Source organism: [Flexibacter] sp. ATCC 35208 (assembly GCF_001975825.1).
In the GTDB taxonomy this organism is placed as follows: Bacteria; Bacteroidota; Bacteroidia; order Chitinophagales; family Chitinophagaceae; genus Chitinophaga.
This window is the reverse complement of sequence record NZ_MTKN01000007.1, coordinates 39,795-54,440: the sequence shown is the minus strand read 5'-3', so window position 1 is coordinate 54,440 and position 14,646 is coordinate 39,795. Positions and strand designations below refer to the sequence as shown.

Below are 14,646 nucleotides of genomic sequence, written 5' to 3'. Positions count from 1 at the left end.
AAAATCACCAACCAGCGTTTTGCTGATACACGCCATTAGACAAACTGATCTCCTGCTCCGGAATTTTGAACAGGCCTTTTGTGGCAGAAGGGAAGCTCACCGTAAAATCAGATGTAGTACCTGAATTGTCAATCGCTGCCTTTGCTACATCTATACCCTGACGCAGTAAGTCCCAGTAGCGTTGTCCTTCCAGTGCCAGTTCCAGTCTGCGCTCATTCATGATGAGGGCTTTGCCAGTTGCATCGGCAGTGAGCGTTTTGCGATAGCTGGTACTTAAGAAGGCCCTGTCGCGTACCTGGTTATAGTAATCCTGTGCTTTAGACAGGTTGCTTTCGAGGTTTAGCTCTGCTGCCATCAGCAATACATCGGCATAGCGGATCACTACATCATCATAGTAGTTGTCAATCTGGAAATCACCACCCATATCCACGGCATTGCCTTCATTCATTGGTGTATATTTCTTCCAGAAGTAACCGGTGTATTGTGCCTGATCGCCCTTTGAGTAAGCCGTGAGGTTTTCATTTTCAATAGATACGATAGAACCACCACGGCGGGTATCATTATTGTCATACGCATTCCAGAGACTTGTGCTCACTGTACCGGCACCCCATCCTTTGTAATAAGGATCCAGTACCTGATTACGAATAGCGATGTCTACCTGCATACGGTTACCATTGTGCTGATCCCAATTGCCCAGCCCTTTGTATGTGAATTTAATAGACCATACGGTTTCTTTATTGTCTTCTCCTACAAAGTTGGTGAGTGCTGACTGCCAGAGGTTCGCAAAGTTATCTACCAATCCGAACCCGCCGGTGTTGATCACGTTGTCAAGGTAAGTAATGGCTTCTGCTTTTGTAATCACACCTGCCAGGTCTGTCTGACTATAATAGCCGGTGTAGTATAAAAATACACGGCCTATCAGGGACTCAGCCGCCCATTTGGTCACCCTGCCATAATCGGAAGAAGAGATGCTGGCATAAGGGGTAGCTGCCAGATGATCAGCTGCATACTTCAGGTCTTCTGCGATCTGCGCATAGACTACAGCAGGATCAGATTGTGGCAGACCCAGTTCACTGGGCGTGAGCGGAGTGGTTGTCATAGGGATGTTTCCAAACAACCTTACCAGGTCAAAATAGAAGTACGCTCTCAGAAAACGGGCTTCGGCAGTATACTGTACTTTCAGTGTGGTATCGCTACCCCAGCTTACACCATCTATTTTTGACAGGAGGATATTGGCCCTGTAAATACCTGTATAATATTTCTCCCAGAGGCTCAGGTTCATATTGGAAGACGCTTCGAAGCGGTCCCATTGTTTCCATACCAGGTCAGAGGTACCACCGCCGCCAAAACAGTCGTCGCTGGCTATTTCAGATACGAGGTGGATATTATCATAGTCACCGATTTCCAGTTGATTGTATACGGATACCAGTGCCTGCAATGCCTGTTCCGGCGTTTTATAGAAAGATTCTTCCGTCTGTTCATCAACAGGGGAGCGTTCCAGGAAGCTCTTGCTACAAGCGGCAAAGAACGCGATTGCTATAGCTGCTAAGAATATTTTTTTCATGTGGAATGTTTTAGAATTTTACGTTCAGGCCCAGTAACAGTGTCTTAGGCTGTGGATAGGTACCTACGTCAATACCGGAAGCCCAGGAAGAAGAGCCATAACCAATTTCAGGGTCTATACCTTTATACTTTGTGAACGTAAACAGGTTGGTGCCGGAAACGTATAATCTTAATTGTTGAATAGGTATTTGCGGGAATAACTTCTTGAAGTCATAACCCAGGTTCACACTCTTTATGCGCAGGAAGGAACCGTTTTTAATATACAGGTCAGAAGAGCGGATCCAGTTTTGGTTCAACTCAGCACCATCTGTAACACGAGGTATTTTGTTAGAGGTACCTTCGCCTGTCCAGCGACCCAGGATCTCAGCAGAATAGTTATTGAGCGGGCTGGAGAAGTCGTGTGTACCATCCCAGATATTGCTGCCCTGTGAGCCATAGATCGCAACAGTAAAATCAAAACCCTTGTAACCCAGGTTCACATTGAAACCATAAGTAAACTTAGGGAATGGATTGCCGATCATGGTTTCATCGTTCGCATCGATCACGCCATCGCCATTCAGGTCTTTGAAGCGTACATCGCCGGGTTGTGCATTCGGCTGGATAGGAGAACCGTCTTTACCTTTGTAAGCAGCGACTTCGCTTGTATTCTGGAAGAGACCATCCGTTTTGTAACCATAGAAGTAACCCATTGGGAAACCTTTCTGTGCACGGTAGAACTCTGGCATACTGGCATAGGTGACGGCAGTAGAACCATTGATGATCTTTTCCTTGTTAGGAATGTCTGTCACCTTATTACGGTTCACGGTCAGGTTACCATTCAGTCCTATAGAAAACTCATTGAATTTGTGATCCCATCCCAGAGCTACTTCAATACCTCTGTTGCGCACGTCACCACCATTTACGAGTGCAGTGGTGGCACCGGATATAGCAGGCGTGTTCACACTTACCAGCCAGTCTTTTGTCAGTTTATTATACAGGTCGATGGTCAGCGTGAAATCATTGAAGAGCACCGCATCGATACCAAAGTTGGTCTGTTCGGAAGTTTCCCATTTCAGATCAGGATTGGCAGTTTTAATCGGTGCCGCACCTACATAAGCTACATCACCACTACCGAAGTAGTAACCCAGGTATTGGGTAGATAGGGTGGACAGGTATTGGTATTGAGCAGATGGCAGGTTGCCGTTTTGGCCCCAGCCGGCACGGATCTTCAGGAAGTCCAGCCAGTATTTTTTCAGCCATGGTTCGTTGGTAGGTACCCAGCCCGCAGAGAAGGAAGGGAAGCGACCGTACCGGTTGTTTGCACCAAATGCAGTAGAACCATCTATACGGAATACGGCAGTGAACATATACTTTTCCGCATAGTTATAGCCAAAACGGCCAAAGTAGGAAAGCAGTGCAGAAGAACCTTTGGAACCATATACCTTTTGTGTACTGTCTGTCGTACCATTGTTGATGATGGCATTGTCCAGACCTGATTTAGTCAGGTCCTGTTTGTAGCCATTGATATAAAAGGTGGTATTTTCCATGGAGTTCAAACCCACCAGTGCATTGATGTTGTGCTTGCCAAACTGGCGCACATAGTTGATGGTGTTATCCCAGTTCCAGATAGCAGTACGAGACATACCCTGGTTGGCCTGTGAGTGAATATTATATTCAGTGGTAGACAGGTCGTAAGTGGGTTTATAGCTATTGGTATTTTCATACTGCAGGTTAATACCGAAGTCAGAACGGATATTCAGTCCCTTGATCGGTGTGGCCTGCAGGTAAGTATTACCAATGAAGTTGTCGTAGGTATTCTTGTTCTGGTATTTATAGTACATGGCAGCTACGGGGTTGGCTTCGCCCACGTTCCAGGTAGACTTACCGAAAGCCCCGGTAGAGTCATACACATCGAAGAGCGGACTTACATTCAGTACGCCGTGCATCGTATTGTCATAAATACCACTCACACCTACACCACTTTTTGCAGAGCGGGAGTAAGTGAGGTTTTCACCAAATACGATCAGGTCCTTGTAGGCTTTATGTTCAGAGTTGACGCGGAAGTTGATACGCTCATATTTGGATTGTCCTTTGAAGCCAATGATACCATCCTGTTTGGTATAAGACAGGGAAGCAGAGTATACAGAGCGGTCATTACCTCCAGACATGGAGATACTATGGTTCATCATCGGCGCCTTCTTGTTGTACATCGCTTCCTGCCAGTCGGTACCTTTGCCCAGTGCTTTCAGTTGTTCGGTGGTGAAGTACGCATTGTTGCCGGAGTTGATCGCAGTTTCATTCATGATCACACCATAGTCGTGTGCATTCAGCAACGCCATTTTGTGAGAAGGGTTCTGCACACCATAATAAGCATCGTATGCCAATTTAGTAGGTGTGTTTTTACCTTTTGCAGTCGTGATCAATACCACCCCGTTCGCACCACGGGAACCATAGATAGCAGAGGAAGCGGCATCTTTCAGAACGTCCACACTGGCAATGTCAGAAGGGTTCAGGTAAGAAAGGTCCGTAACCTGCACACCATCTACAATGTAAATAGGATCGGCAGTACCCACAGTACCTGTACCGCGTATGCGTACTTTCATGGATTCTCCGGGTTGTGCGGATACGGTAGCGATCTGCACACCGGCAGTCTGACCCTGTAAGGCCTGGTCTACACGCAGGGAGTGGTTTTCTTCCAGTTGTTTGGTATTCACATGGTCGATGGCGCCTGTTACAAGTTTTTTCTTCTCCGTACCATAACCGATCACTACTACTTCGTCAATAGTCTTTGTGCCTTCGGTTAACTGGATGTTGATGGTTGTTTGTCCTTTTACAGCGATCACCTGTTTGTTGAAACCCATGAGGGTGATTTCCAGGGTATCTCCATCTTTGGTCTGCAGGTGAAAGCGGCCGTTGATATCAGAAATGGCACCATTGTTCGTGCCTTTTACGCGCACACTGGCGCCGGTGAGTGGTTCATCTTTACCAGCTGTGGATACTCTTCCTTCGAGCTGGTGAGAGTTGGTCTGTGCAAATGTCATAGTACCGGTCAGCAGCATTGCTATAAGCAGTATGCCCCTGATCCCCCAGGATGCAGCCACAAAATCGTGGATTTTGTAAGCAGTTTTCATAATGTTAGAATGTTTGTTTCTGGATGATGTAAGAATTGATGGTCGACGAATTTTGTGTTGTTCACAACGTGTTAAATGTTGATGTGGTTTTAGGTTTTAAAGTTTTATATGGATCATTTGTTCATTGCCATTATACTGTACCAGCTGACCTTTGTTGGCCGCCAGGTCAAATGCTGTTGGATGTGTTGGATCTATCTTTACAATACGGAAACTACGCTGTTGCAGCATGCCAGGGAATTCACCTGCGCGCTTGCCAATCTGCAACGTATTGTCGGCATCATTATAGGTAAATGCGATAGTACTGAACATGCCTTTTTCATAGTTATAGTTCAACCCTTCATCCTCATAAAGGCTGAATGTGCCATTGCTACCGCCATAAACATATAAGGTAATGGTATCAGCAGGTTGCTGGCCGGTGTATTGCAGCTCCGGACCAAAGGGTACAATGCTGCCCGCTTTTACATACAGTGGAATACGATTCAGTGGTGCAGCAGCTGTGATGTGCTGACCGCCATCGGTATACTTACCATCATACAGGTTGTACCAACCCTGTCCTGCTGGTAGGTACAGCTCACGGGAGCGGGCTTTGTAAGCATAAACCGGGTTAACCAGGAAGGCAGGACCAAACATGAACTGGTCTCCTATATGACGAACGGAAGTATCCTGGTCGAAATCCATGATCAGCCCACGCATCAGTGTGTAGCCGTTATGATAAGTCTGTCCGGCAAGAGAGTAGATGTAAGGCATTAACCTGTAACGAAGCCGGTCGTAATAAACGATTGATTGATATTCCTGGCTGTTATCAGGTGCAATATTGTACACTTCCCTGTATGGATACTGTCCGTGTGCACGGAACAATGGACAAAAGGCCCCGTATTGATACCAGCGGGTGTTCAGTTCCCGCCATTCCTGTAAATTATCCCCCTGTGGATCAGGCTTGTCATATTTATCCTCTACATAGAAGCCCCCAATATCCGTAGTCCAATAGGGTAAACCAGACATACAAAAGTTCAGACCAGCCGGAATTTGTCTGGCCAGTTCATCGAAGCGGGCAGCGATGTCGCCACTCCATGTTGCAGCACTATAACGTTGTAATCCGGCAAACGCGGAGCGGGTAAGGATAAACACACGCTGATCAGGTTTCTGTGCTCTCTGACCTTCATAGATGCCTTTTGCATTCATGAGTGCGAAAGGATTAAAGTATTGTGTGGATGACCCTAAGGCAGTAGGGTTCATCAGTTGTTTGCGGTATTCGATAGTTGAGTTGGAATAGATATCCGGTTCGGTCGCATCCAGCCACCAGGCGTCTACCCCTTTGCTGAATAAGTGTGTATTTATGATAGACCAGAATTCTTTTCTGGCATCCGGATTGAAAGCATCGTAGAAGGTAGATACATAGCCTTTGCCGATCCAGTCGCGGATGGTGTCTTTGATACTTTTGGTGTAGAGATAACCCTTGTCATTCATCAGTTTGTAGTTCGGGATATCCTTGTAGAACTTAGGCCATACTGAAATCATGAAGTGGGTATGATACAGGTCGTGGAGGGAGTCGATCATTCCCTTCGCATCCGGGAACCGGGCAGGATCGAAGTCCTGGCTTCCCCAGGCATTTTCTTCCCAGTAAGACCAGTCCATCACAATATTATCCAGCGGTATCTGTCGTTTTCTGAATTCCTGAACGGTGCTGATCACATCTCTTTGCGTCTTGTATCTTTCACGGCTTTGCCAGAAACCCATGGCCCATTTGGGCAGGATGGCGGCTTTGCCTGTAATGGTGCGGTAGCCATTGATGATCTCATCAGGATGTTCTCCGTATATAAAATAGTAATCGATCTTTTCACCGGCTTCGGAGGTAAAGGCCATTTTATCTTTCAGGCGTTCCGGGGTGGGAGAGAGGTGTTTCAGGGAAATAAAGGCCTGATCTGATTCAGGGATCCATTCTACCTTCAGGTCATGCTGTTCACCTGTCTGCATGGTCTTATTAAAGACGGAAGGACCAGGGTTCCAGCCCTCCCGCCATTTGTCTAGCATCAATACTCCATCGATCCAAATTCTGATATAACCGGAAGCCGAAATGTAAAATTTCTGATCGCCCGCTTCTTTGGGGCTTACCTTTCCTTCCCAGGTTACGATGCCTTTTGCCATTGGGTAACCGGCAGGGATCGTTTTGAGGGAGGGGATAAAGGAATAGTCAATTTTTGACTCTCCCCGTTGCAGGAATACGCTGTCTTTTTGATAGCGCAGTCCATAAGTAGCCGTTAAAGCCCCTTTCTGGCCGTTTTTATCGGTCAGATCAAGTGTGGCCAGCTCTTCATATGGGCGGTCGTCTCCAAAGCGGGTAATGGAATAATTATCCCACAGAATACCATAATGGCGGCTGGACAAAACAAAAGGTACTGCTACCTGGCTATTATATTGTGTAAGGTCTACGTCCTGGTTTTTATAGTTCATAAGACCTGTCTGTGGCTGGCCCAGTCCATAAAAAGCTTCATCAGCCGGAGAATCAAAGAGTTGTTGAAGTCGGAAAAGCTTTTTACCGTCTATAGTTACAGGCGTAAAAGCTTTCCCTCCTTCGTTTATGATGGTGTTACCCTGGGCGTCTTTAAATTGCACTTCACCGGTAGTAATGTCTACGGTAGCTGTTAAGGCATTGGTTTTCAATGTAGCTACATTTCCTTCTGTTGTGGATGTCCATTTTACATCCTGGTTATTACCTACTACCGATATCAGGCTGGGGGTAGTAGAAATTTTGTCTTCAGGAGAGGCGGATACCCTGATAATTTTGTCATTGATCACTTGTAGTCTTACCTGTTTTACATCGCCTTCTGTTCTGATCAGTAAGCCATCTTTCAATTTTTCAACACGGTCAGTGTGACAAAATTGAAAGCAACAGGAAACAATCACAATCGGTAGGAATCGGATTTTCTTCATATCTGTGGAATTTGTCTTTACTCGTTGTTGGTCGATGTTCGAGTGCGGACAAATGTAGCCTACTGCTGCCAGACAGAGGGTAGGCGAATGTTTTCAATTAGGGGTCAAAATGTTAACTAAAAAGAAAATTTAAGGGGCTGTTTTGATAACCTTGTATTGATTATCAATCGATTACTTTAAAGTTGAATTGGAAGGTCACCACCAGGTCGTCTTTGGCGCGGATCATGCCGCCAAACTTCCGGGGGGGTACCAGGCCGAAGTCGGAGAAGTGGATATTTTTGGAACCGGTCATATGGACCATTTTCTGATCGTCGGTATTAGTGGTCAGGTAAAGGTGCATTTCTTTAGTCACCCCGGCCAGTTCGATCGCAACGTTCCCGCACAATTGTTCGGAGTTGCCATTGAGGGCAGGGTATTTCTGAAGGGATAAGAGGGCGATGCGAAGGGCTGGGTGTTGACGGGCTTTGAGGGTTTCCCGCAGGTCGTGGGTCATCATCTTGTCCAGGCAGTCGAAGTCAAATACGGCCATTTCCAGTTTACCACTGAGGCGTACTACTTCGGAACCGTTGCTCTGGTAGCAAATGAGGGTATCCCGGTTTGGATAGTTTTTGATTTCGCAACTGAATTTGTTCACGTTGGTACTGCCGCTTACCCGAACGAGGATGTTGTTGAGTACTACCCATTTTACACCCCGGGGGGCTGGCACTTTGAAAGCCAGGAGGCAGAAAATTGTCAGTATGAAGGTAAGTGTGCGCATTGTTAAAAGGAAGAAGGAAGTAAAAAAGGCCCTCCTTTTTGGGGAGGGCCTTTTTCAAATTGATACACTATCAGACATTGAAAGATTAGAACCCAACCACTGCTTCAATCACGTATCCATTGAACTTACCACCAGAGCGATAATCTGCTGTAGGGAAGTCTTTGTATTTCTGTACCACATATTCACCTTTCATCAGAATATTGTTTGTTACGAACCAGCCAGCAGCTAAAGCAACACGATTTATTTTCACATCCTGAGTGTAGGTGATTGCACCTGCACCGGTACCAGCTGTGCTGTTTGCAGGGCGTGCAGTCACTTCGTTATATCTTACACCCAGGAAAACATTTTCTTTAGGGAAGAAACGGTAAACTGCATCAACTGCATATTGGCTTGCATCTCTTGTTTTAGCTTCGGAAGCATTACGGCCACTTGATTTTTCGTAAGTACCAAATACTTCGAGGCCGCTATATTTAGCAAATACGTTGAACATACCTGCGTTGATCTTCTTGGTAAAACCAGGATTGAAACGACCAGAGAATGCGAGTGGAGTACCTGCACCGGTAGTGCTGCTTGGGTTAGAAGAAGCTTCTTCCATCACGTATTGGTAGTTAGAACCGGAACGGTCGCCACCATACAGTGTGTTGCTACCGCTACTCTGGTTGCCATAGTAGCTCAGGCTTGCACGCAAACGGAATTTCTCAGCCAGTTTCTTGTCAAAGCCTACTTTAGCTAACAGGGATGGAGACTTGTGCAGTTTGCCATCAGCGTTGTTCTTGTAGTAGAGGGAGTCTACGTTACCTTTGATCATACCGTTGGTTACACCAACCATACCGAACAGGCCATTGTGTTTCAGGTAAACTTCAGCACCAATTTCTGTAGCATAAGCATCCATGATGTTACTTTCCATGAAAGGATTGTACAGGGTCTGGCCACAATCGCTTCTGCGGAAGTGAGCATCACCATAGTCTACTTCCATGTGACCCACTTTGATGGTTGCATATTTCATGATGCCATCAAGCACTTCGTTTCTGAATGGAAGTCTGTCGATCTGGATATATCCACCTTTTACCCATGTTTCATTATGGTGTTTGGAAGACAGGTATAAAGTTAAGTTCATGGTGATACCAGGAGCCAGCGGTACATCGAAGTACAGGTTAGCCTGTGCTGTCTGGAACCCTGCGGTGATATCTTTCAGTTTGTTACCAGCTACAGATCCTGTAGAGCTGGAATAAGAACCTACTGTATTGTTTAGTGCAGTGGGATTTTCGTGTTTCAGATTTTGGAACTGCATGGTAAAACCAGCACCGATTCTAGGTTTGATACCGTCGAAGTAGGTGGAAGTATCCTTTGCTCCTTCGAATACGTTGATACCAGTTTTATCGTATGGTCTCCAGTTTGGAATGTTCCGGTCCTGCGCCATCAAGGTAATTGGGAAGAAGCCGACGCAAAACAACACTATATGTTGCAGACGCATTTTTGTTTTCATGGCAATCGATTTAAAATAATGTGTAGTGGTTAGTGGTTTTATTATTGATGAAGTGTAACTTATTGATGAAGTGTAAACTCGTAGCTGATAGTTACAGCGTTACCAGTTTTCATGGCACCCATCATGAAGGATGGAGGATCCACTTGGAAGTCAGTCATATTGATAACTTTGCTTCCTTTGATAACTACTGATTTACCACCGGCTGCTACAGTGCTCTTCGCTGTCAGTTCTACTGCTTTGGTTACACCAGCAATGGTCAGTTGACCTTGTGCTTTGATGGAACCATCTGCAGCTACAGTTGAAGTAGTAATTTTGAACGTGATGTTTGGATTCTTTTTAGTCTTTAATGCTTTATATGCATTGCTATCCATGCCACTGTGTTCACTTTTCAGCGTTTCTGCACCTACAGTGTAACTGAGGGCAGTAATACCGGTCAGCTGGCCGGCAGGGCTGAAGGTAAGGTCAGCTGTACAGGTTCCGGAAGTAGCTTTCATTTCCCAGTCGTGAAGGGTAGATGTACCGTTTACTTTGAGACTAATGCCGCTTACTACCAGTGTTTTATTCTGTGCAAATGCTGCCGCTACGATAAGTTGTACGAACAGTAATGTGGCGATTCCTTTTCTGATGATTGCTGAGTGATACATGGTAAATTGGATTTAAAGCGTTAGACGGATATCGTTCCGTTCTGAGTGCAAGTTGGTGATAAGTAGGTTGGCGGGAAATGATGGACATCATTCCTGTAACTGATTGGAGTTGGGGTATGCCTGACAGTGGTTATCTTAATCGTTGCGGCCCTTGTAGGCAGAGGGCAAAACACCGTACTCGAGCTTAAAATAGCGGGAAAAATATTTGGGGTTATTAAAGCCGACTTCGTAGGCTATTTCGGCGATGGTTAACTGGCTTTTTTCGAGCAATTGGGCTGCCCGCTTGAGTCTTATGGATCTGATAAATTCAATCGGGGGCTTACCTGTTAATGATAGTAGCTTTTTGTAAACAGAGACTCTGCTCATGAAAAGTTCACGGCTCAGCTCTTCTACAGAGAAGTCCGGGTTGGAAATATTCTTCTCTACTATCTGTAATGCCTGCTGAATAAACTGTTCGTCCTGTGAGGAGATGGCAATTTCCTCCGGATGTGCTTCTATGTGCTGTTGGAAGGTCTTTTTGAGGGATTGTTGCTGATTTATGATATTCCTTATGCGTGATAACAACATTTCGAAGTTGAATGGCTTGGTAATGTACTCAGACGCGCCATTGTCAAGGGCTTCCAGCTGGTCTTCCTCCGCAGCACGGGCTGTGAGGAGAATGACAGGAAGGTGTGCCGTACGGGGCTGTTGCCGGATCTTACGGCAGAGCTCCAAACCATCCATTTCGGGCATACTTACATCGCTGACCACGATCGAGGGTAGGGTATTTTGTAAAATATTCCAGCCAGCCAGGCCGTTTGGCGCATCGACAATGTGAAAGTACTGACCAAGATTATCTTTGAGATAAAAACGAAAATCTTCGCTGTCTTCGATCAGGAGAATAACGGGCTTTTTGCCTGTATAGATAGGTGTGGCGTCAGGTATTTGCGGCTCCATAATGGAGGTGTGTTGTGTAGCTCCTTTGGTAGCGGTCTGAATGCCATTCACAGGCAGTAACACCGTGAAGGCGCTACCCATGCCGGGGGCACTTTCTACACTGATACTGCCACCATGGAGTTTTACAAATTCTTTGGTGATGCTTAAGCCGATGCCACTGCCCTGGTTGACGAGTGAACCGGGTATGTCGTGTTGGAAAAAACGTTCGAAAATACGTTCTTGTTGATCGGGAGGTATACCAATACCAGTATCTTTTACTATGATGGCCAGCAAACCGTTTTGTTGCAGTTGTAAGTCAATGGAAATATTGCCCTGGTCAGGGGTAAATTTAAATGCATTGCTGAGTAAATTGAACAGGATCTTTTCAATCTTGTCAGGGTCATAGAGCATGGTCAGCACTGGCACATTGCTATGGAAGTCGAGATGAATTTGTTTCTTTTCGGACAGGTCCGAGAAAGAGGTGGTGAGTTCTTTGATGAACGCAATGATATCACCTTCTGTAGCGTATAATTTGATTTCCTGTACTTCCATTTTACGGAAGTCGAGGAGTTGATTTACCAGGTTGAGTAAGCGGCGTGCATTGCGCTGTACAAGCACGAGTTGTTGCTGTACATTGCCTTCGATATCTTTTTTCAGTAGTCTTTCTAAAGGCGTAATAATTAAGCTTAGCGGCGTGCGGAATTCATGACTTATATTTGTGAAGAAACGGATCTTCAGCGAATCTAATTCATGCATGCGCCGTGCTTCCTGTCTTTCCTGTGCAATGCGTGCACGGAATCTTTCTCTTTCAAGAATTACACGCCTGCCAATGATTAAGGCGCCTATGATGAGTAGGGCATAAATGATGAATGCCAGCGGTGTTCGCCAGAATGGTGGTAAGATGGTGATGCGTAATTCCAGTGGTTGTGGTGTCCATATACCATCGTTGTTAGAGGCTTTTACTTTGAAGATATATTCACCAGGATCGAGGTTCGTGTAAGTGGCAGTGCGTGCGCCTGCATCACTCGTGAGCCATTCGTGGTTAAAGCCTTCCAGCATGTAGGAATACTGGTTCTTTTCAGGATGAAAGAAATTCAATGCAGCGAAGCTGACAGAGAATTCGTTTTCCTTATATTTTAAAGTGATATGTCTTGTTTGATTGATGGTTGCAGATAAGAGTGTTCTGCCATTCAGCGACTCACCGGGAGACATGCTTTTGTTGAAGACCTGGAAGTCTGTGAGTACGACTGGTGGAATGTTTGAGTTGACAGCGATATTGTGTGGATAGAATAAATTGAAGCCGTTCCCACCACCGAAAAGGAGTTCTCCATTGCGCGTTTTTAGCGCTGCGTTTTCGTTGAATTCTCTACCTTGTAATCCGTCTGACTGATCGTAATTTTTAAACTGTTGTTGTGCACGCATATTGGATAAACCATTGGCGGTGCTCATCCAGAGCGTGTGGTTATTATCTTCTAAAATGTTTAGTACAGTATTGTCAGGGAGACCATCTTCTCTTCTGAAAATTTTAAATTGCTTTGTGTTGGGATTAAAAAGGTTTAATCCTTCCCTGGTGCCGATCCATATTTGTCCCTGGCTGTCTTCAAACAGGCAGAGGACGTTTTTATGACTGAGGCTGCCGGGTTGTTTAGGATCGGCATCGTAGTGGGTGAAATTTCCTTTTTGATCCATTACATCTACGCCTTCGGCGGTGCCTATCCACAGGTTCCCTTTTTTATCCTGGAGAAATGCGGAGATGTAGGGTGAGTGTACTTTATTGTTGTAGCGAATGAATTTGTTGTTTGCGAGCTGATTTAATCCTCCACCTAAAGTCCCGATCCAGAGTCTTTGCTGACTGTCTTCAAATATTTCCCAGATGCTGTTATCGCTTAGACTGTTGGTATCATTGGCATCATGACGGTAGTGAATAAAACGTTTTCCATCAAAGCAATCCAGTCCACCGAAGTAAGAGCCTACCCATAGTTTTTGCTCGTGATCGATCCAGAGACTAACGATCACATTGCCACTGGGTGAGTTAGGGTTGGATGGGTTATGCAGGTATTGTTTGTAGGTGTTTTTATTTCTGTCAAAGTAAATGAGACCACCGCCGTTGGTACCGATCCAGATATTGCCGTTGGCGTCTTCTGCGAAGCGATTTACGTCGTCGTAGGGGAGGCTGTTTAATGCAAATGCCTGGTGCTGGTACAGGGGGAATTTTACCATGTTTTCATGGTAATAACAGAGGCCTTTTTTGTAGGTACCAATCCAGATGATACCGGCGTTATCCTTATAGAGGGTGGTAATACTATTTTGACTAAGGCTTTTAGGATCTTCGCTATTGTTAGTGAGGAAGTGGAAGGTTTGTTGTTTTTTATCGATAATGTTGAGGCCACCGTGGTCGGTGCCAACCCATATTAATCCCTGGTTGTCCTGTACAACACCGCGGACGATGTTGTTATTCAGGCCATTGTTCTGATCGTAGTGGGTGAATGTTTTTGAGCGTTGGTTAAAGCAGTAAATACCCTGCACATCGTTGTTGCTGAACAGCCAGCAGTCGCCGTCTTTGTCAGCCATGAGCTGATAAGGGCTGGGAGTGGAGGCAGGGAGTTGATTTCTGGAAACGATTTGTTGGGTATGTGGATCCATTTTTTCCAGCAGGCCATTGGTGTGGATGATCCAGCAAAAGCCAGATGGGGCTTGTGCCATATCCGATATTTGAGTGCCCGGGAGGAGATGGAGTGTTTTTTTGTTGGAAGGAGAGTAGCGGTAGAGGCCATCTTTGGGTGTGACGAACCAGAAGTTGCCATCGAGGTCTTTGAGAATATTATTGATGCTGTCTACAGGTACGCCAAATCTGCTGAGGGCCTGGCGCGGATCGCGCTGGAAGTTTCCCATTTGCGGATTGAATACGTTTTGTCCGTTCCTATGTGTGATCCAGAGGAGGCCTTCGGGCCCTTCCATGATGCTGGTGACGAAGTTGTCGGCGATGGTGGTGGTATCTCTGATATCTTGTCTGAAGATCTGGAAGTTGTAACCATCGTATCTGTTGAGGCCGGACATGGTGCCGAACCACATGAAGCCCTGGCTGTCTTTATAAATGCAATTGACCTGGTTGGCGGATAGGCCCTGGGTGATGTCGATACGGGTGAATTGGTATTGGGACTGTGGTGTTTGTGCCCAAAGTAACGTAAATGGTAATACCAGCAGGATGAATAAAAACGATTTGTGGATGGTCACACTAAG

7 protein-coding genes are annotated in these 14,646 nt (G+C 45.7%); all 7 read right to left on the bottom strand.

The annotated features are described in order from the left end of the window. Positions 1-4: 4 nt before the first annotated feature. Positions 5-1,564, bottom strand: coding sequence for a RagB/SusD family nutrient uptake outer membrane protein (locus BW716_RS06800; RefSeq protein WP_083721776.1), 1,560 nt, complete (start codon positions 1,562-1,564; stop codon positions 5-7). Between the two features lie 10 nt (positions 1,565-1,574). Beyond that, positions 1,575-4,673: a TonB-dependent receptor gene (locus tag BW716_RS06795; protein WP_083721775.1), complete on the bottom strand. Its 3,099-nt coding sequence runs from the start codon at positions 4,671-4,673 to the stop codon at positions 1,575-1,577. A 96-nt stretch (positions 4,674-4,769) separates the two neighbouring features. Beyond that, complete coding sequence (locus BW716_RS06790; RefSeq protein ID WP_083721774.1) at positions 4,770-7,604, bottom strand: TIM-barrel domain-containing protein; 2,835 nt, start codon at positions 7,602-7,604, stop codon at positions 4,770-4,772. Between the two features lie 163 nt (positions 7,605-7,767). Further along, positions 7,768-8,361: a hypothetical protein gene (locus BW716_RS06785; RefSeq protein ID WP_083721773.1), complete on the bottom strand. Its 594-nt coding sequence runs from the start codon at positions 8,359-8,361 to the stop codon at positions 7,768-7,770. An 85-nt stretch (positions 8,362-8,446) separates the two neighbouring features. Beyond that, positions 8,447-9,847 carry a hypothetical protein gene (locus tag BW716_RS06780; protein WP_235643518.1) on the bottom strand — a complete coding sequence of 467 codons (1,401 nt, stop codon included), beginning with the start codon at positions 9,845-9,847 and terminating at the stop codon, positions 8,447-8,449. Between the two features lie 59 nt (positions 9,848-9,906). Next, entirely contained in the window at positions 9,907-10,491 is a 585-nt protein-coding gene (locus BW716_RS06775) for a YceI family protein (RefSeq protein ID WP_083721772.1), read from the bottom strand. A 135-nt stretch (positions 10,492-10,626) separates the two neighbouring features. Continuing rightward, positions 10,627-14,640, bottom strand: a complete 4,014-nt coding sequence (locus tag BW716_RS06770; RefSeq protein ID WP_220388719.1) for a two-component regulator propeller domain-containing protein — start codon at positions 14,638-14,640, stop codon at positions 10,627-10,629. Positions 14,641-14,646: the final 6 nt, after the last annotated feature.